We start from the raw sequence: 26,060 nt of genomic DNA on the forward strand, positions 1-26,060 counted from the left end.
TCAAAATGCCACGCTCAATGAAAAGAACCTATTCACGTTACACCCTGGAGGCGATTGGTCTGCTGGCTGCCATGATTCAGCTGGAGCGAAAAAACCGAAAAATGACCGGGGCTGAACTGGCAGAGCGTGCCGGCATTTCACGCAGCATGCTACAGCGTATCGAGAAAGCCGATCCAAAGTGTGAACTCGGGGTGGTGTTTGAAATTGCGGCTTTATTGGGGATCCCGCTGTTTAACAGCAGCACGGATGGGCATACACTGAGCATTCATCGCCGACAGGCCGAAGAGCGCCTGAGCCTGCTGCCGCTAAGGGTACGTAAACCGAACAGGGAAACGTTTGATGACTTCTGAGCAAATACCCCAACAGGCTTTTGTCTGGGTCTGGCTGCCGGGATCCACGCAACCGGTCGTTGCCGGGCGTTTGAGTAGTGACGGTAACCGCAATCTGGTATTTAACTATGGCCGCCGCTATCTTGAACGCGTGAACGATCTGGCCGGTTCGATCTCCCTCTGGCCGCCCGAGCTGCCGTTACAACCGGGAAGCCTGCCTTTGCTGCCCGGCTTAACGATGCCGTCATGCATCCGTGACAGCTCGCCGGATGCATGGGGACGCCGGGTGATCATCAATCGCAGGCTGGGCGTCCGTGGAGCCGATACCGATACGGCATTACTGGATGAACTCACTTATCTGCTCGAATCCGGTTCTGACCGCATCGGTGCATTAGATTTCCAGCACTCTGCAACCGATTACCAACCCCGATATGTCAAAAATGTTCAGATGGAGGAGTTGCTGCATTCGGCTGAACGTGTCGAACGCGGGATACCACTCACGCAGGAACTTGATCAGGCGCTGTTTCATGGCAGTTCAATTGGTGGCGCGCGTCCGAAAGCGTTAGTTGAAGAACAGGGCAAAAAGTACATTGCAAAATTTTCAGCCAGCAACGACCTTTACAGCGTGGTCAAAGCCGAATTTATTGCCATGCGTCTGGCTGCTCTCTGCGGACTGAATGTCGCGCCGGTGAAGATGTCGCAGGCTGCTGGGAAGGATGTGTTGCTGATTGAGCGTTTTGACCGGGTAGCAACGACAGATGGCTGGTCTCGTCGGGCCATGGTCTCAGCGCTGACGTTATTTGGCCTGGACGATATGATGGCGCGCTATGCCAGCTATGAGGACTTTGCTGAGATCGTTCGGCAACGTTTTGTACGGCCTAAAGAGACATTGAGGGAGCTCTATTCACGTATCTGCTTCAACATTCTCTGTGGCAATACTGACGATCATGCCAGAAACCACGCGGCCTTCTGGGATGGCGAAAATCTCTCGCTGACGCCAGCCTATGATATCTGCCCGCAGGGGCGGGCGGGAAATGAAGCCACGCAGGCGATGCTGATTAACGGTAACAACCGTTACAGTCAGCGCAGAGTCTGCCTTGCCAGCGCGCATCATTTTCTGCTGTCCACCGTCGAAGCTGCCGCCATTTTCGACCAACAGGCAACGGAGATTGCACATCACTGGAATACAGTGTGCGATGAAGCGGCACTGTCAGAAATCGATCGCCGTTTTTTCTGGAACAGACAGTTTTTAAACCCGTTTATTTTTGAATGAAACGGTCAGTTGCCATTATTCTGCCTGACTCACCGCGTCTTTTTTGCTCTTACTATTGTGCTCTGAATGCTCTCCGCCCGCCTGCATGACCCCGCGCAGCAACGATAACAGCCAGCCCAGCGCCGGATCGTTATCGCGCCGCTTGTGCCACAGCAGCGACAGGTCGATCGCCGGGGTGGTCAGCGGCACGGTGCTGCAGCTCAGCCCGTAACGGACGCTCCATTCGGCGGCCAGCCCTGACGGTACCGTGGCCAGCGCCGGAATACGTGCCAGCAGCGGCGGCAGTGAGGAGAAGTGCGGCGTCACGTAGCGCACCCGCCGCTGTGCGCCCTGCTCTGCCAGCCGCTGGTCAATGGCGCTGTGGCTCGCTCCACGGTAGGAGACCAGCAGATGATCGTTATCCACATAGGCCTGCAGCGTTAACGGCGCGGACAGCGCCAGCTGCGCCGGATGCCAGAGCGTGCAGAAGTCCATGCTGTGCACCTGCTCACGGATTAATCCGGCGTCGGTCTCCCCCGCGACGGTGATCGCCACGTCAACCCGATCCTGCTGCACCAGCGCACCATCCTGAAACGGATCGCTGGCCGTAATCTGCAGGGTCACGCCCGGCGCGTCGCGGGCGACGACCGCCAGCAGATCGGGCATCAGCCAGCGTTCGACCCAGTCGCTCATGCCCAGCCGGAAGGCGTGGCGGGCGGTGGACGGGGTAAATGAGGGCTGCTGAAACAGCACCTGCTGCAGGTGCTCCATCAGCGGAGCCAGTTCGGCCACCAGCGATTCGGCACGCGGCGTCGGTAGCATGCCGCTGGCACCGCGCACAAACAGCGGATCCTGAAACATCTCCCGCAGCCGGGCCAGCGCCCCGCTCACCGCCGGCTGGCCGAGATGCAGCTTCTCCGCCGCGCGCGACACGCTGCCTTCGCGGTGCAGCACCAGCAGCACGGTCAGCAGATTCATATCGATACGGCTAAAATCATTTTCTCTGATAGTCATAATTATTTTAATCAATTTGAATGATGTTATGCCGTTCAGGATACTGCCGCTTATCGGGTAATAACACTGTTTAACGAGGCTATGATGAAAACACGACTGATGCTGGTTGCCGCACTGACCTTCTCCACACCGCTGCTTGCCGTGCAACCGGCCAGCGCGCCGGACCAGCAGGCACCGGGCTACTATCGCATGACGCTGGGCAAACTGCGCATTACCGCCGTCTCTGACGGCACGGTCACCATCCCGCTCGACAAACTGCTGACGCATATCTCCCCGCAGACGCTGCGTAAGGCGATGGCGGCGGACGCGATGACGCCGCAGGCGGAAACCTCGATCAACGCGTTTGTTATCGACAACGGTAAGCAGCGGATTCTGGTGGATGCCGGGGCCGGTGACCTGTTAGGGCATAACGGCGGACACCTGCTGGAGAACCTCGCGGCGGCGGGCTACCCGGCAGAGAGCATCAGCGCGGTGCTGCTGACCCATATTCACGCCGACCACTCCGGCGGCGTCTCGCGCGGTGGCAGACCGGCCTTCCCTAACGCACAGATTTTTGTTGAGCAGCGCGATGTCGATTTCTGGCTTAACCCGGCCAACGTCAGCCGCGTTGAGGCCAGCCAGGCACACACCTTTGCCGAGTCCGAACGGACGCTGCGCCCGGTGATTGCCGCCGGCCAGTTGCATACCTTCCGCGCCCCGGCGACGGTGGTTGCCGGCATCCGCGCTGAATCAACCGCTGGGCACACCCCCGGCAGCGTGCTGTACCGGGTAGAGAGTGAAGGCCAGACGCTGGTGCTGTGGGGCGATATTATCCATGCCAAAGCGGCACAGATGCCCGATCCGCACGTGGCGATCCACTTCGACGTCAGCCAGCAGCAGGCGATCGCCACCCGTGAGCGCGTGCTGAAGCAGGCAGCCGCCCAGGGCTACCGGGTCGCGGCGGCACACATCGCCTTCCCCGGCCTGGGCCACGTGCGGCGCGACGGTAGCGGCTATCGCTGGGTGGCGGCGAACTATACCACTCACCTTGCTTTGTAACCGGATAAACGTTTCAGCAACCTCCCTATGGCTATAATAAATTAACCAGTTTCAGTTCGATCGGCGCTTAAGCCGTTAATCTGCCTGTTGTCCGGCAAGCCCTGGCAATGTGTCTGTTACCTTAGCCGACCTGCGGCCGTGAACGCCAATACCACTCCTGTTCTGACCATAGCGGTTAATGGCATTTGTGCCGGGCGCTTCAGCGGGTAATCTTCTGCCGATTGGCATCATCACATCGTCAGCAGGTTGGCTCTATGAGTGGAAGAACGTCGGTCTATCTGGATCGGGAACAGCGGGAGCTGATCGCCCGGCTGTCGGCTACCTGGCTGTGGCGCAGCGAGCTGCCGACCTGGCTGCTGATCGTCACTATTTACGGCGGCTGGGTCGCCACGGTCGCCTGGTGGCAAACCCTCGGGCTGCTGCCGTCAACGCTGCTGTTAATCTGGTTAACCACCTGGTATATGTCGTTGCAGCACGAGCTGATCCACGGCCATCCCACCCGTTTTCCACGCCTGAATCAGCTGTTCGGCATGCTGCCGTTCTCGATCTGGTACCCGTACGGCGCCTATCGCGACCTGCATCTGACCCATCATATCGATGAAGATCTCACCGTGCCGGAGACCGATCCGGAAAGCTATTACTTTACCCGCCGCCGCTGGGCACGCTTTAACGGCGTGCAGCGCCAGCTGGTGCGTCTGCGCAACACCTTTCCCGGCCGCTTCCTGCTGGCCCCGCTGCTGACGATGTTCTGGGCGCTGGCCAGTATCTGGCATTCGCTGGTACAGCGGGATCGCCCCGCCATGGTCATGTGGCTGGTGCATTTTATCCTGCTGGTGCCGGTGATCGGCTGGCTGCACGCTCATGACTTCCCACTGGTCTGGTATCTGTTCGGCGTGACCGGGCCGATGCTGGCGGTGACCTCGGTGCGTTCGTTCCTCGAACACCGGGCGGAAGAGGCCCCGGAAGCGCGATCGGTGATCAACGAGGCCGGGCTGTTCTGGCGTCTGCTGTTTCTCAACCTGAACTACCATTTGGTGCATCACGATCTGCCGCGTGTTCCGTGGTACGGGCTGCCGGTGGTGTATCGTGCCGGTAAAGCGGCCTGGCTGCGGCGCAATCAGGGGTTTTTCGTTAAAGGGTATGGTGAGCTGATGCGCCAGCATCTGATCAGGCCGGTGCAGGTTGAAATCAACCCCTGGTTCCCGGACGGTCGACCGGACGCCACGCGCGCGCAACCACAACCACAACCACAACAGCACCCTGACTTAACGCCCGTCACTGCCGAAGCGCCCGAAGCCGGAGCAACCGGATGATGAGAGCGCCTGACGCTGCCGAAGCATCCAAAGTTCGAGCAATAGGATGATGAGAATGCCTGATACTGGCGATGTGGCCAAAACCGGAGCAACACCATGACCCAGCTGCTGTCACTACCTATGTACGACGTACAGCCCGCGGATACGCGCCTGCTGGTGGCGGCGCTGCGTCAGCTGCTGGCGCAGGAAGGCGTTGACGCCTGGCACTACGCTGAGCCCGACGATCGGCTGGCGCACTGGCAGGACCCGGCGCTGCTGCTCAGCCAGACCTGCGGCTATCCGCTGTGCGCGTTGCTGCCTGACGTGCAGGTGGTCGGCACCTTTCATTACGACGCTGAGGGCTGTAGCGGGTTCCGCTACCGCAGCCGGCTGGTGGTGCGGGAAACCGATGCCGGTAAACGGCTGGCCGATTTTCGCGGCAGGCGCGCGGTGTGCAACAGCGGGGATTCGCTGTCCGGCTTCCACACCCTTCGCGCAGAGATTGCCCCGCTGCTGCAAAACGGCCGCTTCTTCTCCTCGCTGCTGTTCAGCGGCGGCCATCATCAGTCGCTGCAGGCACTGCAGGATAACGCGGCCGACCTGGCGGCGATCGACGCGGTCAGCTGGGCGCTGTTCAGCCGCCATCATCCGGCGCTGCTGCAGGGGCTGACCACCATCGGCTACACCGCCGCCCTGCCCGGCCTGCCGCTGATTACCGCTTCCGCAACCCCCGCCGCCACGCTGCAACAGCTAAGGCGGGCGCTGACCCGACTGGTCAGCGAACCACAATGGCGCGAGGTTTGCGCAGAGTTGCTGGTCGGCGGCTTCACGGCCACCGGCCGTGAAGATTATCAGCCGGTCAGCGCGCTGATCGCGCAACTGCCGCCGGCAGCCCCAGCTTCTGCCGCAGCGTACCCGGCTGATAGGCCGTCTTCATCACCCCACGCGCCTTAAGCAGCGGGGCCACCTGTGTGACAAAGTTGTCAAAATCCACCGGCAGGAACGGGAACATCAGGTTATAGCCGTCCACGGCCCCCGCGCTAAAAGCGGCGCTCAGCGTATCGGCCACCTCTTCTGCCGTGCCGATCACCAGCCAGCTGTCCGAGCTCTGTAACAGCAGCCGGCCCAGTTCCAGCACCGTTAATCCGGCGTCATAGCCGCGGATGATCTGCAACGCGGTGCGGATACCGTCAAAATTCTCCTCCTCGGGCAGCGGCGGCAGCGGCGCGTGGGGATCGGTGTTGCTGAGGTCCATCTGCAGATAGGTGCCGAGCAGATCCAGCGCCATCTGGTCGTTCATCAGCGATCTCACCAGCGCCTGCCGTTCCGCCAGCTCTTCCGCGCCATTCACCACCACCGGCAGCACCCCGCCGAGGATTTTGAAATGTGCCGGATCCCGCCCCAGCGCCCGCAACCGCCTGTCCATGTCCGCGCGGTAGGCCAGCCCTTTGGCGATGTCGCTCATAAATACGAAATGAATATCCGCCTGGCTGGCGGCCAGCTGCCTGCCGGCTTCCGATGAGCCGGCCTGCACGATTACCGGGTGCCCCTGCGGCGGTCGCGGCAGGTTCAGCGGTCCGCGCACCTTAAAGAATTTGCCCTGATGATCCAGCGGATGCACCCGCTGCGGATCGGCGAAGTGACCGCTCTGTTTGTCGATCAGTACCGCCTCTTCTTCCCAGGAGTCCCACAGCCTGCGCACCACGTCGATAAACTCAGCCGCGCGCTGATAACGCTCACCGTGCGCCGGCAGCGTCTCGCGGCCGTAGTTGGCGGCCTCTTCCGGCAGCCAGGAGGTGACCACGTTCCAGCTGGCCCGCCCCTCGCTGAGAAAATCCAGCGACGCGAAATAGCGCGCCAGGTTGTACGGCTCGTTATAGGAGGTGGAGGCGGTGGCCATCAGGCCGATGTTGCTGGTCACCGCCGCCAGCGCCGCTAACAGGGTGATCGGCTCCAGCCGCAGGTTGGCGTAATGCGGAATGCCGCTGGGCACCGTATCCCACACCGCCACGTGATCGGCGATGAAAATAGCATCCAGCACCGCCTCTTCGGCCCGGCGCGCCAGGCCAGCATAGTACTTAAGCGAGAAAATTTCCCGGCCGGGTGCCTGCGGGTGGCGCCAGGAGAAGCGGTAATCCCCCTGGGGATTGAAGAAGAACAGGTTAAAAATCGCCGTGGGTTGCGTCATACCGATCGCTCGCTAAGAGTGGTGGCGGCCGCTGCCGGCCGCAGAATGAATTAATTGGCCTTCAGGTTGGTTTTCACCCACTGCCCGGCGACCTTAGCCGGATCTTTATGCTCAACGTCGACCTGCTTGTTCAGCTCAATCAGATCGGCGGTGCTCAGGCGCGCCGACACCTGATTCAGCACCTGCTCCGTTTTCGCCGATACCGCGCCTTTATGCACCAGCGGCACCACGTTCTGCGCGGGCTGCTCATGCTTATCGTCCTCCAGCACCACCCATTTCTCTTTCGACAGATCGCCCTGGGTCGACACCACCGTCGCCACGTCAATTTTTCCGGAGTTGAGCGCCAGCCGGCTGAGCGGGCCGCCCATATCCAGCGATTTGAAGGCTTTAAACTTGATGCCATAGACCCGCTCCAGTCCCGGCAGCCCCAGCGCACGGGTCGCCACTTCTGGCGGACCGCCGACCACCAGCTGCGGTGCCACTTTTGCCAGATCGGAAAGGGTTTTCAGCTGATACTTTTTCGCCGTCTCTTCGCTCACCGCCCAGGCGGTAATCGAACTTGCCTCCGCCGCGTTCAGTAAGGCAAGATCCGCCGGCAAGGTGGCGTTCAGCTCGCGCGTAACGTCCTCCTGCGTAGTGGCCTTGCTGTCGCCATGATAATAATTCAACAATGCCCCCACATATTCAGGCACCACGTCCAGCTCGCCGGTTTTCAGCGCCGGAATGATAATTTCGCGGTTACCGAGGTTAAGCCGGGTTTTGACCTCAATCCCCTGCTGCTGCAGGGCGGCAGCATAGATATTGGCCAGAACGGTCTGCTCAGAGAAGTTGGCCCCACCGATGGTGACGGTTTCAGCGTGGGCAGCCAGTGCCATCCCGCTCAGCCCCATCGCCAGCAGCGTCGCCTGGGTTAATTTACGTTTAGCGAACCACCAATGTTTCATCATCATCATGCTCTCTTATGAATAATGCGTAGCGACTACGCGGGGGAGTTAACGGGCGGCGGGCAGCGTAAGGGCAAACCAGCGCCGGGCTATCAACGACATCAGCAGCTCACAGCCAACGGCCAGCAGCGAGACCACCAGCGAACCGGCAATCACCTGCGGAAAATCACGCTGGCCGAGGCCATCAATCAAAAAGCGGCCTAAGCCGTCCAGTCCGGTATAGGCGGCGACGACGGCGGTGGCGATCAGCTGTAACAGCGAGGTACGGACGCCGGCAAAAATCAGCGGCATCGCCAGCGGTATGCGTACCTTCAGCAGTGCCTGCAGCGGGGTCATGCCCATTGCTTTCGCAGCGTCGTGCAGGGTTCGGTCGGCCTGGCTGATGCCAACAAAGGTGTTGGTCAGCATCGGTGGTATGGCCAGCGCGACGAGGGCGATAAACACCGGCACGTCGTTAAAGCCAAACAGCATGATGCACAGTAAAATAATGCCCAGCGACGGGAAGGCCTGGCCGATATTGAACAGGTTGATCGCCAGAAACGCGCCGCGCTGCAGATAGCCAAACAGGATGCCCAGCGGCTGGGCGATCAGGGCGGCGATCGCCAGGCTGACCAGCACGTAGTAGAGGTGTTGCCCCAGCCGTGGCAAGATGCCGAGGTCGCCGCTCCAGTGCGCTCCCTGCAGGAACCAGTGCCAGGTATCAATAATCACCGTCATCAGCGCGTCCATCCGGTTAAATGATAGCCGATGCGGGTGATCAGCAGGTCAAGCGCCAGCGACAGCAGCAGGCTCAGGCACAGGCTGAGCAGAATTGGCGTCAGGAAGTTTTGGTTAAAACCGACGATCATCAGCTGCCCCAGCCCGCCCTGGCCGATCAGCGCGGTGACTATCACCAGCCCGACCAGCGTCACTGCGGCAATCCGCAGCCCGGCAAACAGCGACGGCAGGATCAGAAAAATTTCGATTTCAATAAAGCGGCCAAAGCGGGTGTAGCCCAGCGCGCGCGCCGACTCAAGAATATCCTCCGGCAGTTTTTGCATCCCCGCCAGCACGTTACGCATCAGGATCAACAGGGAGTAGAGCGTCAGCCCGATCACCGCCGTGGTGACGGAAAGCCCGGTCCACGGCAGCAGCAGGATAAACATCGCCAGCGAGGGAATGGTAAACAGCACGCCGCTGACCGATATCAGCGGCGCGGCGAGCGACGGCCAGTGAATGCAGACCAGCAGCATCAGCGCCGTCAACAGCGTGCCCAGCGTCAGCGACAGCGCCACCATCTGCAGATGTTCGAGAAACAGCTGACCGATCATCGCGGCGTTGTCGGCGATCCATTGCCACTCAATCATGCCTGCCACCCGGATGTTGCTGCAGCGCGGCGCTCAGCAGGCCGCTGTCGAGCACCCCGGCGTAGCGCCCCTCTTCGGTGACCCGCACCAGCACCCCCTGCGGCGCGCTGAGCAGATCGTTATAGGCGTGCAGCAGCGACTGCTCATCGCGCACCAGCCGCAGCGACGCCGGCTCATCGCTGCCCTGCCAGCGCAGCGGACGGCGATCGCCGTCGAGCACCAGCACCTGCTGCGCGGTCAGCAGCGGAAACTCGGCGGGGAGCGGCCGTCCGTCAGCGTCGATCAGCGTAACATCATGGCGCGGCAGATCGCCGACCCGCAGCCTGCCCAGCCGCTTGAGCGCCGGCTCCGGCCCGATAAAGTTGCGCACGAAATCGCTGGCCGGGTGCGACAGGATCTGGTCCGGGGTAGCAAACTGCGCGAGGATGCCGCCTTCCTGAAAGATGGCGATGCGGTCGCCCAGACGAATGGCTTCGTTGATATCGTGGGTGACCAGGATAATGGTTTTGTGCAGGCGGGCCTGCAGCGCCAGCAGCTCTTCCTGCAGTTTTACCCGCACCACCGGGTCGATCGCCGCAAAGGGTTCATCCATCAGCAGAATCGGCGGATCGGCGGCCAGCGCGCGGGCAATGGAGACGCGGCTCTGCTGGCCGCCGGAGAGCTGATGGGGATAACGTTTCAGCAGCAGCGGATCCAGCGACATCAGCGTCACCAGCTCGTCAATACGGCGGCTGATGGCGCGCTTGTCCCATTTCAGCAGCCGCGGCACGGTGGCGATATTTTCCGCCACCGTGCGGTGGGGAAACAGCGCCGGGCTTTGCATCACAAAGCCGATTTTAAGTCGTACCTGAATAATATCCGCCGTTGAAAGCGGCTCCCCCTGAATATAGACTTCGCCACCGTCAGGAACGTCGAGGCGGTTGATCATCCGCAGCGTAGTGGTTTTGCCGCAGCCGCTGGGGCCGACAAAGGTGCAGATTTCGCCCTGATTGATGGTGATATTCAGTGAGTTGATGGCGTGTCGGGCATTGCCGGGATAGGTCTTGGTGATATTTTCCAGTCGAATCATAATGCCTCAGCATTTCAGCGATACCGCGCGGTCACATGCTTTTCGGCAGGCTCACACTTATTTTTTAAAATTTCCCTGCCAGCAGTATGGCATGGACGATATTCATCACAAATTCAACTTCCGGGAATAGAATTCATAAATAACACTAAGATTAGCGGAATTAATTATAATATAACCTGGTGGGTTTGGTTATTAATCGACGGAAAAAACAGCTATCACACTGATTTTACTACTGACTATGAACGGGAAGAGGGCTATATTTTTCCTGCCCTTACGCTGGCAACGTCGGTACAGTTTACAACCAGTTTCAGTTTTGAAAAGCCTGCCCTGGCTTCGTTCAGGAGCGGTTCCGCGGGTTTTACCTCCCCTGTGGCTTTATCACAATTGGTAACGATCGCTTATTGAACGCAGATCCGATCGCGTAGCTCATTCGACGCATAATTAACCCGCTCAAAGAAAAATTTTTCCACGCTGACAGCCGGCTGCCCGTGAAGCAGTTACTCACAGAGCGGTAAAACGGTCTTACCCATCAGCGGCGATAACGATCGGCTCTGAAAGCCTCTGACTTTATATAATTGGCATTATATAAAGTCAGGACAGCGGTCAGAATTCCAGGTACTATAGGATCCGGTAACGATCTGGCTGGGATCACCGATTGACTTCGCAATAGCCGCCTGGTAACGCTAGCGTTTACCAGCAGCCTTTTCCGGCCGGACAGTAGAAAGCGGGCTTAACTGGCCCGCACACTCTGACAACGCTACGTGAAATCTGCAGGGTAACCACCCTGTTAATTTCGCAGAATTCACGTAGCGCGATCTCGTTTTACATTGAGGTTATAACGCCCAATATGAGCAATATTGTAGCGAAAGAGAGTCATTTTCTGACCACCCTGCCCGGCGACGATCTGCGTGCCCGGCTGGAAGCCTTTGTTGAAGATAAGGACGCCTTCTCGCCGAATACCTGGCGGCAGCTGATGAGCGTGATGCGCATCAGCCTGCGCTGGGCGGAGCAGAACGGCCGGCAATTTTTCCCGATGTCTTCCACCGACCTGCGTGACTATCTTAACTGGCTACAGGCCGGCGGACGTGCGTCCTCCACCGTCGCCACCCACGCTGCGCTGCTGGCGACGTTACACCGTAACGCTGGTCTGGTGCCGCCGACTACGTCACCGCTGGTCTTTCGTACGATAAAGAAGATTAACCGCAGCGCCGTCGTATCCGGCGAGCGTACCGGCCAGGCTGTGCCGTTTAAGATGACCGATCTGCACATTATCGACAGGTGCTGGGCCGGGTCGACGCAGTTGCAGCAGGTCAGGAACCTGGCCTTTCTGCATCTTGCCTACAATACCCTGCTGCGCGTCAGCGAACTGGCCCGCCTGCGGGTGCGCGATATCAGCCGAACGGCGGACGGAAGAATCATTCTCGACGTGGCCTGGACCAAAACCATCGTACAAACCGGCGGACTGATTAAAGCGCTCAGCAGCGCCTCATCCCGTCGCTTAAGCGAATGGCTAACGCGATCCGGGCTGGCCGGCGAGCCGGATGCCTTTATCTTCTGCCCGGTACATCGCTCGAATAAGGTGACGATCGCTACCGAGCGCCCGCTGAGCCTGCCCGCGCTGGAAGCCATCTTCAGCCAGGCGTGGCGGGAAGCCGGCCCTGCCACCCCGGCACCGGCGAACAAAGGCCGTTACCAGGGCTGGAGCGGGCACAGCGCCCGCGTCGGTGCCGCCCAGGATCTGGCCGGTAAAGGCTATTCGGTAGCGCAGATTATGCAGGAAGGAACCTGGAAAAAACCGGAAACGTTAATGCGCTATATTCGTAACGTTGATGCGCACAAAGGGGCGATGGTGGACTTTATGGAGATGCAGTAATACCGATATATTATTGTGATCGCTACAGGACTCGTACTTGTCAGCTCAGCTTAAAGCAAATATGCCAACAGGTTAACTATATCAGCCCGCTTTACACAGAGCGGGCTTTTCTGCCGTTGCTGACGGGCTGTTCAGCTATTACAAGCCTGCAGCACTCAATAACGGGTTATCTGATTCACCCTGTGAACCACCGCTTTTATAAGCATTTAACAGCACGCCTTTTTTCGACCATTCAAAAATTGCGCTTTCATTAACGTTAGGCATCAGCGGCAGGCCGGCAATTTTAGTGTAGTTATAAGTCCAGATCTCTTTGCCGTTCACTTCCGCTTTTTTAGGTGGGTTGCCAATCGCCTGTACTACTTGATCCTGCGTCGTTTTTCCCTTTTGGAACTGTGCCATCTGTTGCGCAGAAACCTGAGTTCCAGACTTATAATCAAGGGCTGAACAGCCACTTAGCATCGATGCAGAGAAGACAAGAGCGATAATAATTTTCTTATTCATGATAACGTCCCGAAAGTAAATCCCATATTAAAATTTCGAAATGATATTAACGCAAGTAACAGGCCTTTTCACGATTTAAATGACTACCATCCCTGTCACACGAAAGTTCGGTCATTTGGGGCAAAAAAATGAAATCACGGAAGTCGAAAACCTTCAGTTAAATTAATTTTAAATAAGAATATTCCTATAAACTACGCACAGGATCCATCCATGAGTCAATTTAGACCCAACAGGACCCTTACGAGCTCATTATTACCTTCTGAAATAATTTAGAAGAGTAACTGTAGTTTTTTGCTCCATAAGTCAAATTATCTATCCGGCTACCAACGAAATCTGTAAATAGCTCTTCCAGGAGAAAGTCCTGCGAAAAATATGTTGGCCATACTAATAAGAAAAAGAGCCCTTCGGTTTCCCGAAAGGCTCTTTGTAAAAGCGCTCGTGGTGCCCGAGTCCATCAGTTATCTGAAAAGGCGGGTTACCCCGCCTTCAGATTGCTACTTACCGGCGTCGCAGGCCAGATGTGCCGCCACCTCCCGATACTCGTCTCTGTAGCGAATTTCACACAGCGATTTTCGCGTCAGAAAAGTGAATATCAGCAGCGTTAAACACACGACGGATATGCACCAGATCACGGGACTTCGCGGCAGTTTCATGGCCTTCTTCTCCTTGCCTTGCGGCGGGTAAGAGGCTATCCTGAATGTTCTCTTGCATGCAGGGCCTCGGGGGTTAATGAAAATTAACTTTCGGGGCTTTTCTGCTTTCTGCCTCACCAACGTTCAGCACTGCTGCCGACAGCATGAGGCAGAAGCCTCAAGCGCCGCGTCTATTATACCGCCGCTTTATTTACCCGCATCCGGATTCGTCATCGTAAAATATCCAAAAAACTCCGGATATCGCCCTTCGAGAGCCGAATTCCGTCGGTCATAATAAATTCCCTTTACACCATCGCATTACAACCCAAGAAATTTAAACGCCTGCGCTTCCCGATACTGGCCATTAGCCTCGCCCGAGAAGATGTTAGTCTGATTCGGCCCCAGGTCGAGCTTCAGCACCTTGCCGCTCTCCGCGGAGAAGTCGAGTCGGTTCAGATCGGTCCAGAATACGTTGGGCGTTAAGGCCGATTCAAAGAAGTAGAGCTTACGCTTGTGGTCGGCCACCGTCCGCCAGCGGGTCGATGAGATATTCGGCTGACCGGGCGTTGAGATGCCGTAGGGCACCGAGACGTTGCGGATCACGCTGAAGGTGCTGGCTATCGCCTCTGTCGGATCTTCCGATTTCGGAATGGCGTTCACGTAGAAGGTGGCGCGGGCAAAGCGATCAGCGGCGCTGTTGGTGCCGGGCAGGAACACGGTGCCGCCGATCGGCTTCCAGTACTCCTCCATCGCCAGCTGCTTTTCAAAAACCGGCGAGTTGGTCATCACCTGATAGTCGCGGCCGTGGTGGATCACCTGTTTGCCGTCGATATACTCAATTATCGCGCTGTCGCCGCTGGCATCGGACAGTGAGAGATGCAGGGTCGCCAGCCGGTCTTCCCCCGGAACCTTATCCGTCACGATGCTGAACGGCTCTTTTGCCAGCGCGTCGACCGCTTCCTGCACGGTGGCGTAATTATCCAGCGCGTACTGCGCCCAGGCCGCAATGGTCAGGCCCGGTTTTTTGTCATCATAAGTCGGATAAGAGGACTCCACCAGCCACAGCACGTTGGCCACCAGCCCCGCTTCATTCATGCCGTCCGTGGTGGAAATATCATAGCCGGAGGCGATGACGCTGCCGTATTTCGAGGTCCATTTGATTGAGTTGGCACCCGCTTCGCCGCTGCGCTGCATCCCGCGCGGGAACACCCACAGACTGGTATTCACATCCACCTTCCAGTCCATCGATCGGGCGGTGATCACCTGCTGACTGGCACCCAGATAGACCAGTCGGGTGCAGGCTTCGGCGGTGGAAACGGTGATGCCGGCGGAGAGCATCACCGCCGTAATGGTGGAAAAAAACGAACGTTTTCCTCTGTTCATCATTCTGTGTCCCTCTGTGATTCAGGTTCCGTATCAGCTTAGAGAGTAGAAGATGGTTACAGAAACAGCACCCTTTCTCATCAGCGAATCATTAGCCTGATTAACCCTTATTCGCGACGGCGGTCGTTAACGTTGGCGGTTTGAAACCGTCAGAGGAGTTTAACCAGCCCCAGGGTCCGCTCGATGACCAGCAGGATCAGCACCGCCAGCAGAATAAAGATCACCGAGATAGCGTTCACCGTCGGATCAAAGGTCTGGTCCACGTAGTTGAATACCCGGATCGGGATGGTGATAGTCTCCGGCGCGCTCAGGAACAGGCTTACCGAGACCTCGCCAAACGACGTGACCCCGGCAAACACCGCGCCGGCCAGCATTCCCGGTTTAATCAGCGGCAGAGTCACGTGGCGGAAGCTGTACCAGCAGCAGCACGGCGAACGGCAGCATCCACATTTCTTGCGCTTCAGCCATGCACACCCTCCGGCGTCAGCGCGGTAATCTGCTGTAAGAACGCGCGGGTGCGCGGCTGGGTCGGACGATCCAGCACCTGCTCAGGCGGGCCGTACTCGACGATATGGCCTTTGTCGAGGAAGGCAACGTGGCTGGCCACCTGGCGGGCGAACTGCATCTCATGGGTGGCAATCACCATGGTGATGCCGCTCGCCGCCAGATCGGTCATTACCGCCAGCACCTCGTTGACCAGCTCAGGATCGAGGGCGCTGGTCGGTTCGTCGAACAGGATCAACTCCGGCTCCCGCGCCAGCGCGCGGGCTATGGCGACGCGCTGCTGCTGGCCGCCGGAGAGGCTGCCGGGCCAGGCATCGGCCTTGTGTTCCAGGCCGACGCGCGCCAGCAGCGCCAGCGCCTGCTCTTTTGCTTCGCGAGGACGTCGCCCCTGCAGGCGCGGCGCCAGACTGATGTTGTCCACCACCGTTAAATGGGGGAACAGGTTAAACTGCTGAAAGACAAAACCGATACGATCGCGCTGCTGCCGGGTAATATTCTCTCCGGCACGAAACAACCGGTCACCTTTCTGCTGCACCCCCAGCGGCTGGTGACCAAAAAATACCAGCCCGCCGTCCGCCTGCTCCAGCGTCGCCATCAGGCGTAACAGGGTACTTTTCCCCGACCCGGAGGGGCCGATCAGGCACAGCACTTCCCCCTGAGCCACGTCGAGGTCAATATGTTCCAGCACCACGTTCTCGCCGTAGCGCTTGTGCAGGCGGCGGGCGCTGACCACCGGCGGTTTCGCCAGCGGCTCAGGATCGTTAAAGTCTCCGGACATGATTTACCCTTAATCTCAGCGACGGTGATAACTGCGGCCGTAGTAGCTTTCGCTCCACGACTGTAAAACTGACAGCAGCGAGGTCACCACCACGTACCAGAAGGTGGCGACCAGCAGCAGGGGAATAACCTTGTAGTTGCTGTTGTAGATTAACTGCGCCGAGTAGAGCAGTTCGGTAACCGCCACCACGCTGATCATCGAGGTGCCTTTCAGGTTGTCGATCAGGAAGTTACCCAGCGCCGGAATAATGCTGCGCAGCGACTGCGGCAGGGTAATTTTCAGGAAGATTTGCCGCCGGCGCAGCCCGAGCATGGTGGCCGCCTCGCGCTGCCCCTGCGGCACCGCCAGCAGGCCGCCGCGGATAAATTCAGCGGCGTAGGCCATACCGTGCAGCGTCAGACCGAGGATCGCGGCACCCAGCGCGTTAATTAATTCGTTGGTGGGCAGCGTCACTGACGGCGTCAGCCCCGGCCAGCCCAGCGTCAGCGTCGGCACCAGATAACCAATATTGAACCAGAAAAGCAGCTGCACCAGCATCGGCGTGGCGCGAAACAGCCAGATGTAGCCCCAGGCGAGTGAGGAGAGCACCGGGTTTTCGGACAGCCGCATCACCGCAATCCCCAGGCCCAGTACCACGCTGAGCAGCGTCACCAGCAGCGTCAGCCACAGCGTGGTCCACAGCCCCTGCAGGATCCGCGGGTTGAAGAGATACTGCCCGACCAGCGGCCAGTCAAACGCCGGATTGGCGGCCGACGCGCGCACAAACCACAGCATAAACAGCAGCAGTAGCAGCGCAGAAAGGATCCGCTTACGCTGGCTCTGCGGACGTATGCCCTGCCGCCGTTCAATGTCACCGATCGCGTCGGTCACGGACAACGGCACGCTGCGCTGCTGCCCGCTGACCCGCCCCGCCCCGTCCGTCGGCCCGCTCAGCTCTGTTTCACTCATCAGTCACCCGGTATTACGGCGTTATCCGCACGCGAAGAGAATAAAAAAGGGAGACGGCGCGCGCTGACGTCGTCTCCCTGCGGATCAGCGTGCCGGATTTACCTGCGCTTCTTTCAGCGCCACGGACTGCACGCCGTACCTGCTGAGGATCTGCAGATAGGTGCCGTCGGCGATCAGCGCGTTAATCGCGCCGGCCCACGCCTGCGCGTGGCCGCTGGTTTTGCTGACCGCAAAGCCGGACTGACCGCTGTCAAACACCGGCCCGGTGACGCGCCAGTCCGGATCTTTTTTAGTGATCCAGCCCGCTTCGCCGGTATACACCGGCGTCAGCTCGGCCTGACCGCTCTTCACCGCCAGCCATGCGGCGGAGCGTGAAGGGAAAATCGCCACGCGCAGCGCCGGTTTTCCCTGCTGCTGGCAGCGGCTGGCCTGGGCGTTCAGCGCGTCAATGGTGGACTGCCCGGCCAGCGCCGCCACCGAGTGGCCGCACAGCGCATCCAGGCTGTCTGCCAGCGTCACCGGCCCGCTGGCGCGGGTGATAAACGAGTAGCCGGCGGCTATCAGCGGCACAACATCCACCACCTGCTGACGCGGCACCGTGGCGTCGGTGCCCAGCGCGACGTCAAAACGCTGGCTCTGTAAGCCGGGGATAAAGGTGTCAAAGGTGCCGTTTTTCACCTCCAGCGTGGCGTTGAGTTTTCTGGCGGCCGCGGCCACCAGCTCATAAAAATAGCCGCTGTTATGCCCCTGCTCGTCAACAAAGGCGATCGGTTCATAGTCGTTCTGCATAATGCCGTGCAGGGTCTTACCCGCCAGCGGTGAAGGCGCGTCGGCCGCGGCGGCCAGGGTGCTGAAAGAGGCCAGTAACAGGCCGGTAAGCGTTTTGTTCATGGACGATCCTGGTGTTAACGTGAGTAAGAGGCCGTAGGTTCGGCAAAACGTCGTGCGGGAGAAAAAATGGCCCACTGCCGGTCGAGATCGACGCGGTGGTCGATCGCCTGCGCCAGCAGTTCGCCCAGCGCCGGGGCCAGCTTGAAGCCGTGGCCGGAGAGCCCGGCGGCAACCCAGACGTGCGGGTGGGCGCGCAGCTCTCCCAGCAGCGGGGCCTGGTCGAAGGTGTAGGCTTCCGGCCAGGTGCCGCCGCCGATAATCGCCGGGTGCGCGCCGTTAACCGCCTCGCCCATCTGCCGGTCCAGACGCTGGTACAGCGTGCCGGTCAGCGCGCTGCTGGCCTCGGTGGCAACGATCTGCGGATCCTTTTGCTCATCAATCTCCGCGTCGCCGACAAAGAACTTAAAGGTTTTGCCGTCCGGCATCGGCTGGGTGTTCCACATCGGCCTTCCGGCGGTGACGCGCATGGTTGGCGGAAAGCGGGTGGTATCGAAGCCGCTTTCACGGCCGAGGTGAAAACTTTTGCCCAGCCGGCGCGACGCCACGGGCAGGCCGGGCAGCAGGGTTTTACTCCATGCACCGGCCGCCACCACCACCTCATCAAACTGGCGCTCCTCGCCGTTGATGGTTAACAGCGGGCCCTGCGGCGCGGCGTGAATCGCCGTGACGCTGGCCGCTTCATGGACGCGTGCGCCCAGCGTAATGGCCTGCGCCACGCTGGCCAGCAGCAGCTCGTGCGTGAGCAGGATGCCGCCGGCCGGGTCAAATAGCCCCTGCTCGTCGGCGTCGATATTCAGCCGCGGATAGCGCTGTCGCAGCTGCTCGCGGCTCAGCCGTTCAACGGGTAACTGCTGCTGCAGGGCGGAACGCTCCACCGCCTGAAACCACGGGCTGTCCGGCGTACCGACGGTCAGAAAACCGCCCGGCCAGAACAGCTGCGTCTGCTGCTCACGTTCCAGCTGCTGCCACAGCGCCTGCGCCCGCAGCAGCAGCGACGTATAAGCGCTGCCTTCGCCGTAAATCAGGCGATGCTGACGCGTGCGGCCGCCGGACGCCCCGACATCGTTGCCCACCCGAAACTGTTCGAAGCCTTCAGCCTGGTGACCCTGACGGGCCAGCGCCAGCAGTGCGGCGCACCCCATCGCGCCAAGGCCGATCACGGCAATGCGTTTTTTACTATGACCGCTTTCCATCACAAGCCAACCCTTCGTTGATTCACCGTTGCGCAGGCATAAACGCGCCACCGGTAAGTGGCGGGCGCTTTTGCCGTAACGGCGGGGACGTTCGTTGAATGCGGCCAGTCTGTAAGGGAATGAGGGGCAGGTAAAATAACAAAGCCGGCAATCTTTATGCGAAACAGGAGAATAGCGAGGGACAGATTAAAAATAATTTCTAATCCCCAACGGTAACCAGTTGGGCTCACGGCGGGGAATGAGGCTAAAGCGCGAATTCAACCTGGACGGTGGAGAAAACCGGTAAGCTCACCTTTTGTAATGCAGGCGGGGAAAGTTCACGCCGGCCTGGTGCCTGTTCAAAACCTTCTTTCACTACCATCGCCATTCACAATATTAATGAATGTCATTCATAGTCCCTATCCTCCCGCCTGTGATTATCCGCATGAACAAACCCGTTAACATGTCCCTTATCTCTTTATGTCCAACGGATCCCCATGCTTAATCAACAGGCACAAACACCGTCAGCTACAGCTAAAAAAACCGGTCTCTCGTTTCTACTCATTCTCAGCGCCCTGATGGCTGTTACCTCTTTATCAACCGACATTTATCTTCCGGCTATGCCCGTCATGGCGAAAGATTTACAGGGTGATGCTGAGCTGACGATCGCTGGGTTCCTTATCGGCTTTTGCATTGCGCAACTGATTTGGGGACCGGTTAGCGATCGTTACGGGCGTCGACTGCCACTGTTTATCGGTTCAGGTCTGTTCATCATTGGCTCGGTGGGCTGCGCATTATCAACAGATATCGTGCAAATTATCTTCTGGCGTGTTTTTCAGGCGTTAGGTGCCTGTACCGGGCCGATGCTGGCACGAGCAATTATCCGTGACCTGTTTAGCCGCACTCGTGCAGCACAAATGCTTTCGACACTGATGATAATCATGGCCATCGCGCCGATTGCCGGGCCTCTGATCGGCGGGCAGATGATTAAAGTCACCTCGTGGCATGCCATTTTCTGGCTGCTGGCGATTATCGGAACATTAATGCTGATGTCTTTATTCTGGTTACCGGAGACATTACCTCCTGAAAAACGCTCGCAAACCTCCGTAACCAGAGCCTTTCACAACTACTATGCCTTGCTAACCAACGCCAGATACATGCGTTTTACGCTATGCCTGACGTTCTATTACGTTGCAGCCTACGCCTTTATCACGGGCTCTCCGTTTGTGTACATCACGTACTTCGGCGTAGATCCGCAGCACTACGGTTGGCTGTTTGCAGTAAACATTGTGGGATTAATGGCAGTGAGCATGGTCAACAGACGCCTGGTTCACCGCTATCCACTGGAAGCGTTGCTCAGGAATGCCGCATTCATCGCCACTGTTGCGGCAATAGTGCTGGCGGTCACGACCGGCCTGGGAGTCGGTGGAATTACCGTGATTGTCGGTGCCGTGTTGGTGTTCTTCTCTATGAATGGCATCATCGCTGCGACATCCACGGCTTGCGCACTTGACGCCGTTCCTGAAGTTGCAGGCTCAGCGTCAGCGCTAATGGGCGCGTTACAATATGGTAGTGGCATCATCTCCTCACTTCTTCTCGCCCTGTTCAGTGATGGCACACCATGGACGATGGCCTGGATAATTGCGGTGTTTACGGCAGCCAGCGCCTTGATGGCATTGACTGTTCGGGTAAAAAACAACTATCCCCTGCCCGAATGATTTTATGAATTCCATTCATAGCGGCTATTAATCAGGCGTAATTATCTTTCATCCCGACTCCGTTAATCTGAACGATAAATTCTGGATAAGTCGATACCCATCGGGGTATCGACAGATGCGGATTAAATATTCTTATCAAAGAAGACGTCTAATTTTTGCAAAGCCTTGTCAACGTACTCAGGCACCCAATACGTCTCGATATGGGTAGCACCATCAATCAGGAAGAGTTCTTTGTCCTTCGTACCGGTGGCTTTCGCGAACGCATCTTCAGTCATATAGAGCGTATCGGCTTTTGTACCGGCAATCATCAGCAGCGGTTTATTGATGAGATTGATATGGTCCGTTACGTCAAAACTCATCAAATCCAGCAGACTGCTGGTGGTGTATTTGAACGTAGAGTTCGGATGGGCGTGGGTTTTCCAGTAGTACTCGTAGCCCTGCCGATACAAGGCAAAAGGTAATTTAGCAATCTGTTCATCAGTCATGTTGGCATCGCCGGAGTAAAGCACTTCTCCTCCGGCGGCTTCCTGAGCACGTGCGTCAGAAGCCTGCTGAAGACGCTGCTGGACAGTATCCAGCTGTGAATTCTGCATACCATTGCGGCGTACAAGGCCTGAATTAAACATACTGATGGTTGCAATCGATTTGAACCGTTTGTCCGTCCCGGCGGCAACAAGTGAATACCCGCCACCTCCGCAAATACCCAGCAGGCCGAGGCGGGCGGTATCTACACCAGGATACTGGCTGATATAGTCAGCCATGCCGTGAACATCCTCAATACGGTTAGCCGGTTTATCCACGCTGCGAGGCATACCACCGCTAGCCCCCTGATAAGCTGCATCGGCGGTAATCGTGATGTACCCATGTTCGGCAAGTCGCTGCGCATACAACCCGGCGACCTGTTCTTTTACGCCACCATTAGGATGTGCGACCACCACGGCAGGGTATTTTTTAGCTGGATCGTAGTTAGCAGGGGTATAGACATTCGCGGCGATCTGGATGCCATGCAGATCGTATTTCACCGGATGAATGTTGACCTTGCCGTTGACGTTCCTGGTGATGGCATCGTCATAGGCCAGTGTGAATGGATTTTTTTTATAATCAGCCGCATTGACTGAGGTCACTCCGGCCATTGCCGTGAGTAGCATTGCACTGATAAGCGTGAATTTCATGGTCTCTCCCGATGAGTGTCAGACTGGTTATGCAGGCTCGCGGAATCAAATTTGCAGGCTCAGATTAGGGAGAGAGGGCTGTCAGCATCGTGACAGGGAAATAACATTTTTGTCAGGAAAGGGGCCGGGACGGTTAGTGTTTCTGACAACGCTGTCAGGTAACTGTCAGCTTTATGTTGGCAATCAGGAGGCAGAATGGTCTCGTTTAACAGGATCCATGTTCAATTTTCTGAGAATGAGCGATCAATGAAAAGCCAGAATGACCCAACAATGCCAGAGCGACGCAAGCTGCTAGCCGCCGGGGCGGGTATTGCCGCCGCCTCGCTGATCCCCCACGTAAGGAAGTCCCGTTATGCGCCTGTTATTAGTTGAAGATGAAGAAAAAACGTCAACCTATCTCAACCGAGCGTTGAGTGAATCCGGGTTTACGGTAGACGTCTCAGCAGATGGCGCTGAAGGTCTTCATTACGCGCTGGAGTTCGACTACGACGCGATAATCCTTGATGTGATGTTGCCGGGGATGGATGGCTACCGGGTACTTGAGGGTGTGCGAGCAGCCAAACAGACGCCGGTGCTGATGCTCTCGGCACGGGGTTCGGTCGATGAGCGCGTTAAAGGTCTTCGTCTTGGCGCAGATGATTATCTGCCCAAGCCCTTTTCGCTTATTGAACTGGTGGCACGTATTCAGGCACTGGTGCGTCGCCGCGCTACGGATGGCGCAGATATCACCCAGCTGCAAATTCACGATCTGCATCTCGATTTACTGGCTCGCCGGGTATTTCGCACCGGAACGCGACTGGAGCTGACCGCGAAAGAGTTTTCCCTGCTGAGCCTTCTGGCCCGACATCAGGGGGAGATCCTGTCAAAGATGATGATTGCTGAGCAGATATGGGACATGAATTTTGACAGCGATGCCAACGTGGTTGAAGTCGCCATTAAACGACTTCGAGCCAAAGTGGATGCCCCGTTCGATATCAAACTGCTACATACCGTTCGTGGCATGGGCTATGTCCTCGAAGTACGGTCCGAATAAATGAAGGGGATAAGCATGCCTGAGCGTTCCATCTCCGTTCACCTGGCGCTGATGTTTGCCTTATCCGCGCTGCTGATTGTATCCGTTATCGGTATCCTGCTCAGAAGCTCCTTGCATGACTCTTTGCAAAAGCAGATGCATAACGAACTGTTGTTCCGGGAATCATTAATGAGTCCGTGGATCACCGCACGAACCTCGGCTGACGGCTGGTCTTTGCTGGCCAATAAATTCACTGTGTTAACCAATTCTGAAGGTGAGCGCGTTCGCTACTGGATAGTGAGCGATAACCCGCGCTTCAGCATGGGGGGAACACCACCGGTTGGTGTTCAGTGGTCTTCTTTACAGGAGGGTTTTAATAAAGTGCCCGGCGCATCGGAAGGCACATGCTCACTGTTCCTGTTAGTGAAAACCATCCCCGCGAACGGAGAAAGGCCTGAGCTTCGCTATGTGGTTGCCATCGACTCCACGCCGTACATGGGCACACTCGATGCGTTCACTCGTACACTGTTGATTATTGTCGCACTGGGCATCGTGATTGTCGCCTTACTGGGATACATCGTCTCAAGGATCGGTCTTCGTCCCGTTGGGGCTCTCAGTAAACAGGCCCGGCAACTCGCACCGGGTGACCATGGCCAGCGCCTGAATACTCGCGCTTTGCCCGAAGAACTGCAGCAACTGGCGTCATCCTTTAACGGCGTGTTAGCGCGTCAGGAAATCGCCTGGCGACAGCTCGAAAGCTTTAACGCCGATGTTGCGCATGAACTTCGAACCCCACTGACTAACCTGATTGGCCAGACACAGTTAGGGCTATCACGCCGACGCTCGCAGGATGAACTGGAAGAGTTACTGGGTTCAAATCTTGAGGAGCTTGAACGTATGACATCGATCGTTAACGACATGCTGTTCCTGTCTCATGCTCACGCGGGTGAACATGCTTCCCAGCTAACGCAGGTGTCCCTGCGGGAAGAAACCCTGAAAACAGCGGAGTACGTTGAACCCTCTTTTGCTGAAAAACAGCTTTCTCTGGAAGTGGAGGGCGACGTCACCGCGCACATCGACCGACGACTGTTCCACCGCTCACTGGCTAATTTACTGGAAAATAGCGCAAGACATTCACCGACCAAAAGTACGGTTACGGTGCAGTTAAGCGAAAAAGGTCATCAGGCTTGTGTTGAAGTTTCAAACCCTGGCGATCCGATAGCACCAGAGCACTTACACCGGCTTTTCGAGCGGTTCTATCGCGTTGACACATCCCGAGCCAGGAGTGATACCCATCATGGGCTGGGCCTGTCGATCGTGCGTGCCGTCGCCATTATGCACAGGGGGGACGTCTTTGCGCGTAGTGAAGGTGGCATCAATACATTTGGCCTCACCTTTGCGATACATGCGAATAAAGTGGCGGGTAATGCTCAATCCGGCGCTGAGCCGGGACCCGGGATAACTGACAGAATTGTCAGGGGGGCGTCAGCCTGACGTCATTACCCTCTCGATAAAATCATCGCAGGCAATCCGCCTCTTCAATGATAAGGACGCTTTGCATGATCGGACATTTACGTTACCTCGGGCTGTTACTGCCCTTCTTCACCTTTTCATCCTGGGCTGCGGAGCAAAATCCCGTTGTCCATATTGCCCTCGCCGGAAGTCAGAACGCGGTGTATGGGTCAGCGGAGAATTTTACCGGTCGCGTCAGGGTTGATCCTCTCTTCAAGCCTGATAACGAAATTAGCGTTTCCGGCGCTTATGTCACCTTTGAACCCGGCGCTCGTTCCGCCTGGCATACACATCCGGCAGGTCAGCGGCTGATTGTGACCTCTGGTGTTGGACTCACCCAACAGGAAGGCCAGCCGGTGCAGGTCATCCGCGCGGGTGACGTTGTCTCTTGCCCGGCGGGCGTCAAACACTGGCACGGAGCAGCACCCGGCAGCGCGATGACGCATCTGGCGATAACCGGGATTGTGGATGGTAAAAGCGTTAACTGGAAGGAGTTAGTGACAGATGAACAATATCACGCTCATTAAGGCATTAACGGCAGCGGTACTGCTGACGTTTGGTTTTAGTCTCTCGGCAAATGCTGCGCCCGCCAATAAAGGAACCTCAGAAATGAACCGCGAACAAACCGTTTCCGATACGCTGTCGGTTCGCCAGCAGGCCATCCCGTTGATTGCGGCATCGATGGCCAGCAGTCAGATGGATAAGCTGAATGCAGCACTGAATCAGGGGCTTGATGCAGGGCTCACCATAAATGAAACCAAAGAGATTCTCGTCCAGCTCTATGCCTATACGGGCTTCCCTCGTAGCCTGAACGCACTTAATGAACTCATGAAGGTGGCCAGTGCACGTAAACAACGTGGCATCAAGGATGTTGAGGGAAAAGAACCGATCGCCCCAATCCCTGTCGGGATGAGCTTCGTCGTGTCGGCACCGCAAACCAGACGAAAATCTCAGGCGCTCCCGTCCAGGGACCTCTGTTTGATTTTGCCCCGGTCATTAATCAGTTCCTGCAAACGCATCTGTTCGGCGACATTTTCGCTCGCGATAACCTCGACTGGCAAAGCCGCGAGCTGGCAACGGTTGGCGCATTAGCGGCAACACCTGGGGTTGAAGCCCAGCTGTTATCGCATACGCGAGCCAGCATGCGTGTCGGCCTGACGGCAGCGCAGCTGCGCCAGCTGGCACAGGTTCTGCGTGAACATGGCGAAAGTGATGCAGCAACGCGAGCTGAAAAGGCACTGCAACAGGCGCTCGCAAACAATACTCACGGTGGCTAAGGTAAAGGAGACAGCGACGACATCCTTGCCGGACTCGCCCCAACTGCGCGCCGGGAAAAACTGCTGGTCCTTGAATGCGACCAGGAGCGAAGAACTACAGAAAAGGTAAACAGTTGGTTAGAAACGATACGTAGTTAATCATCCGCATTCATGAGTCTGCCAGATAAGGGCAATCAGGGGTGCTCAAGAATTAACGCTGACAGCTCAGATATGAT

The 26,060-nt window shown here is 57.6% G+C and carries 24 protein-coding genes and 4 pseudogenes; 12 read left to right on the forward strand and 16 right to left on the reverse strand.

Features of this window, described 5'->3' with window-relative positions; translation table 11 throughout:
• Positions 1-17 precede the first annotated feature (17 nt).
• Together GKQ23_RS00240 and GKQ23_RS00245 are read left to right on the forward strand one after the other, a co-directional pair.
• Positions 18-350 (forward strand): helix-turn-helix domain-containing protein, encoded by a 333-nt coding sequence (locus GKQ23_RS00240; protein WP_249168394.1) that lies wholly within the window; start codon positions 18-20, stop codon positions 348-350.
• A complete protein-coding gene (locus GKQ23_RS00245) occupies positions 340-1,602 on the forward strand; it encodes a type II toxin-antitoxin system HipA family toxin (protein ID WP_212408287.1) in 1,263 nt (420 codons plus the stop codon). Before GKQ23_RS00240 ends, GKQ23_RS00245 begins: the two co-directional genes overlap by 11 nt.
• 15 nt (positions 1,603-1,617) lie before the next feature.
• On the opposite strand, the gene GKQ23_RS00250 is transcribed toward GKQ23_RS00245, so the two are convergent.
• On the reverse strand, positions 1,618-2,598 hold the full coding sequence (locus GKQ23_RS00250; protein WP_212408352.1) for a LysR family transcriptional regulator: 981 nt from the start codon (positions 2,596-2,598) through the stop codon (positions 1,618-1,620).
• A gap of 81 nt (positions 2,599-2,679) precedes the next feature.
• Here GKQ23_RS00250 and GKQ23_RS00255 point away from each other — a divergent pair, with 81 nt between their 5' ends.
• The 3 genes from GKQ23_RS00255 (at position 2,680) to GKQ23_RS00265 (ending at position 5,879) form a co-directional block, all read left to right on the forward strand.
• On the forward strand, positions 2,680-3,633 hold the full coding sequence (locus GKQ23_RS00255; protein ID WP_212408353.1) for an MBL fold metallo-hydrolase: 954 nt from the start codon (positions 2,680-2,682) through the stop codon (positions 3,631-3,633).
• A gap of 254 nt (positions 3,634-3,887) precedes the next feature.
• On the forward strand, positions 3,888-4,946 hold the full coding sequence (locus GKQ23_RS00260) for a fatty acid desaturase (RefSeq protein ID WP_056237885.1): 1,059 nt from the start codon (positions 3,888-3,890) through the stop codon (positions 4,944-4,946).
• A 96-nt stretch (positions 4,947-5,042) separates the two neighbouring features.
• Complete coding sequence (locus GKQ23_RS00265; protein WP_212408288.1) at positions 5,043-5,879, forward strand: phosphate/phosphite/phosphonate ABC transporter substrate-binding protein; 837 nt, start codon at positions 5,043-5,045, stop codon at positions 5,877-5,879.
• Here the strand turns inward: GKQ23_RS00265 and GKQ23_RS00270 are convergent.
• From GKQ23_RS00270 to GKQ23_RS00290, 5 genes are read right to left on the reverse strand one after another with little or no spacing between them, the layout of a single operon-like run.
• Positions 5,785-7,113 (reverse strand): NtaA/DmoA family FMN-dependent monooxygenase, encoded by a 1,329-nt coding sequence (locus GKQ23_RS00270; protein ID WP_212408289.1) that lies wholly within the window; start codon positions 7,111-7,113, stop codon positions 5,785-5,787. The genes GKQ23_RS00265 and GKQ23_RS00270 overlap by 95 nt on opposite strands.
• Positions 7,114-7,163: 50 nt before the next feature.
• Positions 7,164-8,063, reverse strand: a complete 900-nt coding sequence (locus GKQ23_RS00275) for an ABC transporter substrate-binding protein (RefSeq protein ID WP_101505005.1) — start codon at positions 8,061-8,063, stop codon at positions 7,164-7,166.
• A gap of 42 nt (positions 8,064-8,105) precedes the next feature.
• A complete protein-coding gene (locus GKQ23_RS00280) occupies positions 8,106-8,774 on the reverse strand; it encodes an ABC transporter permease (protein ID WP_212408290.1) in 669 nt (222 codons plus the stop codon).
• The gene (locus GKQ23_RS00285; protein WP_056238444.1) at positions 8,774-9,403 is read right to left on the reverse strand and encodes an ABC transporter permease; all 630 of its coding nucleotides are present in this window, start codon (positions 9,401-9,403) and stop codon (positions 8,774-8,776) included. The genes GKQ23_RS00280 and GKQ23_RS00285 overlap by 1 nt, the downstream gene beginning before the upstream one ends.
• On the reverse strand, positions 9,396-10,472 hold the full coding sequence (locus GKQ23_RS00290) for an ABC transporter ATP-binding protein (protein WP_212408291.1): 1,077 nt from the start codon (positions 10,470-10,472) through the stop codon (positions 9,396-9,398). Before GKQ23_RS00290 ends, GKQ23_RS00285 begins: the two co-directional genes overlap by 8 nt.
• A gap of 847 nt (positions 10,473-11,319) precedes the next feature.
• Between GKQ23_RS00290 and GKQ23_RS00295 the strand changes: the two genes are divergently transcribed.
• The gene (locus tag GKQ23_RS00295) at positions 11,320-12,345 is read left to right on the forward strand and encodes a tyrosine-type recombinase/integrase (RefSeq protein ID WP_212408292.1); all 1,026 of its coding nucleotides are present in this window, start codon (positions 11,320-11,322) and stop codon (positions 12,343-12,345) included.
• A 138-nt stretch (positions 12,346-12,483) separates the two neighbouring features.
• Here the strand turns inward: GKQ23_RS00295 and GKQ23_RS00300 are convergent, their stop codons facing one another.
• The 9 genes and pseudogenes from GKQ23_RS00300 to GKQ23_RS00335 form a co-directional block, all read right to left on the reverse strand.
• Positions 12,484-12,846 carry a hypothetical protein gene (locus GKQ23_RS00300; RefSeq protein ID WP_212408293.1) on the reverse strand — a complete coding sequence of 121 codons (363 nt, stop codon included), beginning with the start codon at positions 12,844-12,846 and terminating at the stop codon, positions 12,484-12,486.
• Between the two features lie 494 nt (positions 12,847-13,340).
• Complete coding sequence (locus GKQ23_RS00305) at positions 13,341-13,499, reverse strand: type I toxin-antitoxin system Hok family toxin (RefSeq protein ID WP_212408294.1); 159 nt, start codon at positions 13,497-13,499, stop codon at positions 13,341-13,343.
• Positions 13,468-13,557, reverse strand: a pseudogene (locus tag GKQ23_RS24125) (DUF5431 family protein); the annotation flags it as partial. The gene GKQ23_RS00305 and the pseudogene GKQ23_RS24125, both read right to left, overlap by 32 nt.
• A 239-nt stretch (positions 13,558-13,796) precedes the next feature.
• Positions 13,797-14,861, reverse strand: a complete 1,065-nt coding sequence (locus GKQ23_RS00310) for a linear amide C-N hydrolase (RefSeq protein ID WP_212408354.1) — start codon at positions 14,859-14,861, stop codon at positions 13,797-13,799.
• Positions 14,862-15,010: 149 nt separating this feature from the next.
• Positions 15,011-15,277, reverse strand: a pseudogene (locus GKQ23_RS00315) (ABC transporter permease); the annotation flags it as partial.
• A gap of 44 nt (positions 15,278-15,321) precedes the next feature.
• A complete protein-coding gene (locus tag GKQ23_RS00320; protein ID WP_305827321.1) occupies positions 15,322-16,143 on the reverse strand; it encodes an amino acid ABC transporter ATP-binding protein in 822 nt (273 codons plus the stop codon).
• A 15-nt stretch (positions 16,144-16,158) separates the two neighbouring features.
• Entirely contained in the window at positions 16,159-17,091 is a 933-nt protein-coding gene (locus tag GKQ23_RS00325) for an amino acid ABC transporter permease (protein ID WP_212408295.1), read from the reverse strand.
• An 84-nt stretch (positions 17,092-17,175) separates the two neighbouring features.
• Positions 17,176-17,982: a transporter substrate-binding domain-containing protein gene (locus GKQ23_RS00330; RefSeq protein ID WP_212408296.1), complete on the reverse strand. Its 807-nt coding sequence runs from the start codon at positions 17,980-17,982 to the stop codon at positions 17,176-17,178.
• Positions 17,983-17,996: 14 nt separating this feature from the next.
• On the reverse strand, positions 17,997-19,175 hold the full coding sequence (locus GKQ23_RS00335; RefSeq protein ID WP_212408297.1) for an FAD-dependent oxidoreductase: 1,179 nt from the start codon (positions 19,173-19,175) through the stop codon (positions 17,997-17,999).
• 476 nt (positions 19,176-19,651) lie between these two features.
• Here GKQ23_RS00335 and GKQ23_RS00340 point away from each other — a divergent pair, with 476 nt between their 5' ends.
• Entirely contained in the window at positions 19,652-20,872 is a 1,221-nt protein-coding gene (locus GKQ23_RS00340; RefSeq protein WP_212408298.1) for a multidrug effflux MFS transporter, read from the forward strand.
• 122 nt (positions 20,873-20,994) lie between these two features.
• Here the strand turns inward: GKQ23_RS00340 and GKQ23_RS00345 are convergent, their stop codons facing one another.
• Positions 20,995-22,044, reverse strand: a complete 1,050-nt coding sequence (locus tag GKQ23_RS00345) for an alpha/beta hydrolase (protein WP_212408299.1) — start codon at positions 22,042-22,044, stop codon at positions 20,995-20,997.
• A 352-nt stretch (positions 22,045-22,396) separates the two neighbouring features.
• Here GKQ23_RS00345 and GKQ23_RS00350 point away from each other — a divergent pair, with 352 nt between their 5' ends.
• The 5 genes and pseudogenes from GKQ23_RS00350 to GKQ23_RS23780 all read left to right on the forward strand — a co-directional run.
• The gene (locus GKQ23_RS00350; RefSeq protein ID WP_056237798.1) at positions 22,397-23,077 is read left to right on the forward strand and encodes a heavy metal response regulator transcription factor; all 681 of its coding nucleotides are present in this window, start codon (positions 22,397-22,399) and stop codon (positions 23,075-23,077) included.
• 15 nt (positions 23,078-23,092) lie between these two features.
• Positions 23,093-24,550 (forward strand): heavy metal sensor histidine kinase, encoded by a 1,458-nt coding sequence (locus tag GKQ23_RS00355; RefSeq protein ID WP_212408300.1) that lies wholly within the window; start codon positions 23,093-23,095, stop codon positions 24,548-24,550.
• Positions 24,551-24,615: 65 nt separating this feature from the next.
• Entirely contained in the window at positions 24,616-25,095 is a 480-nt protein-coding gene (locus tag GKQ23_RS00360) for a cupin domain-containing protein (RefSeq protein WP_212408301.1), read from the forward strand.
• Positions 25,073-25,827 (forward strand): annotated as a pseudogene (locus GKQ23_RS00365) (carboxymuconolactone decarboxylase family protein); the annotation flags it as partial. The gene GKQ23_RS00360 and the pseudogene GKQ23_RS00365, both read left to right, overlap by 23 nt.
• 3 nt (positions 25,828-25,830) lie before the next feature.
• Positions 25,831-25,983: pseudogene (locus tag GKQ23_RS23780) on the forward strand (flavodoxin); the annotation flags it as partial.
• Positions 25,984-26,060 lie beyond the last annotated feature (77 nt).

Source organism: Erwinia sp. E602 (assembly GCF_018141005.1).
Classification (GTDB): Bacteria; Pseudomonadota; Gammaproteobacteria; order Enterobacterales; family Enterobacteriaceae; genus Erwinia.

What these genes read in the sequence shown, in the direction of transcription:
- GKQ23_RS00240 (WP_249168394.1), top strand. Translation starts at nt 18, where the DNA reads ATGAAAAGAACCTATTCACGTTACACCCTGGAGGCGATTGGTCTGCTG.
- GKQ23_RS00245 (WP_212408287.1), top strand. Translation starts at nt 340, where the DNA reads ATGACTTCTGAGCAAATACCCCAACAGGCTTTTGTCTGGGTCTGGCTG.
- GKQ23_RS00255 (WP_212408353.1), top strand. Translation starts at nt 2,680, where the DNA reads ATGAAAACACGACTGATGCTGGTTGCCGCACTGACCTTCTCCACACCG.
- GKQ23_RS00260 (WP_056237885.1), top strand. Translation starts at nt 3,888, where the DNA reads ATGAGTGGAAGAACGTCGGTCTATCTGGATCGGGAACAGCGGGAGCTG.
- GKQ23_RS00265 (WP_212408288.1), top strand. Translation starts at nt 5,043, where the DNA reads ATGACCCAGCTGCTGTCACTACCTATGTACGACGTACAGCCCGCGGAT.
- GKQ23_RS00270 (WP_212408289.1), bottom strand. Translation starts at nt 7,113, where the DNA reads ATGACGCAACCCACGGCGATTTTTAACCTGTTCTTCTTCAATCCCCAG.
- GKQ23_RS00275 (WP_101505005.1), bottom strand. Translation starts at nt 8,063, where the DNA reads ATGATGATGAAACATTGGTGGTTCGCTAAACGTAAATTAACCCAGGCG.
- GKQ23_RS00280 (WP_212408290.1), bottom strand. Translation starts at nt 8,774, where the DNA reads ATGACGGTGATTATTGATACCTGGCACTGGTTCCTGCAGGGAGCGCAC.
- GKQ23_RS00285 (WP_056238444.1), bottom strand. Translation starts at nt 9,403, where the DNA reads ATGATTGAGTGGCAATGGATCGCCGACAACGCCGCGATGATCGGTCAG.
- GKQ23_RS00290 (WP_212408291.1), bottom strand. Translation starts at nt 10,472, where the DNA reads ATGATTCGACTGGAAAATATCACCAAGACCTATCCCGGCAATGCCCGA.
- GKQ23_RS00295 (WP_212408292.1), top strand. Translation starts at nt 11,320, where the DNA reads ATGAGCAATATTGTAGCGAAAGAGAGTCATTTTCTGACCACCCTGCCC.
- GKQ23_RS00300 (WP_212408293.1), bottom strand. Translation starts at nt 12,846, where the DNA reads ATGAATAAGAAAATTATTATCGCTCTTGTCTTCTCTGCATCGATGCTA.
- GKQ23_RS00305 (WP_212408294.1), bottom strand. Translation starts at nt 13,499, where the DNA reads ATGAAACTGCCGCGAAGTCCCGTGATCTGGTGCATATCCGTCGTGTGT.
- GKQ23_RS00310 (WP_212408354.1), bottom strand. Translation starts at nt 14,861, where the DNA reads ATGAACAGAGGAAAACGTTCGTTTTTTTCCACCATTACGGCGGTGATG.
- GKQ23_RS00320 (WP_305827321.1), bottom strand. Translation starts at nt 16,143, where the DNA reads ATGTCCGGAGACTTTAACGATCCTGAGCCGCTGGCGAAACCGCCGGTG.
- GKQ23_RS00325 (WP_212408295.1), bottom strand. Translation starts at nt 17,091, where the DNA reads ATGAGTGAAACAGAGCTGAGCGGGCCGACGGACGGGGCGGGGCGGGTC.
- GKQ23_RS00330 (WP_212408296.1), bottom strand. Translation starts at nt 17,982, where the DNA reads ATGAACAAAACGCTTACCGGCCTGTTACTGGCCTCTTTCAGCACCCTG.
- GKQ23_RS00335 (WP_212408297.1), bottom strand. Translation starts at nt 19,175, where the DNA reads ATGGAAAGCGGTCATAGTAAAAAACGCATTGCCGTGATCGGCCTTGGC.
- GKQ23_RS00340 (WP_212408298.1), top strand. Translation starts at nt 19,652, where the DNA reads ATGCTTAATCAACAGGCACAAACACCGTCAGCTACAGCTAAAAAAACC.
- GKQ23_RS00345 (WP_212408299.1), bottom strand. Translation starts at nt 22,044, where the DNA reads ATGAAATTCACGCTTATCAGTGCAATGCTACTCACGGCAATGGCCGGA.
- GKQ23_RS00350 (WP_056237798.1), top strand. Translation starts at nt 22,397, where the DNA reads ATGCGCCTGTTATTAGTTGAAGATGAAGAAAAAACGTCAACCTATCTC.
- GKQ23_RS00355 (WP_212408300.1), top strand. Translation starts at nt 23,093, where the DNA reads ATGCCTGAGCGTTCCATCTCCGTTCACCTGGCGCTGATGTTTGCCTTA.
- GKQ23_RS00360 (WP_212408301.1), top strand. Translation starts at nt 24,616, where the DNA reads ATGATCGGACATTTACGTTACCTCGGGCTGTTACTGCCCTTCTTCACC.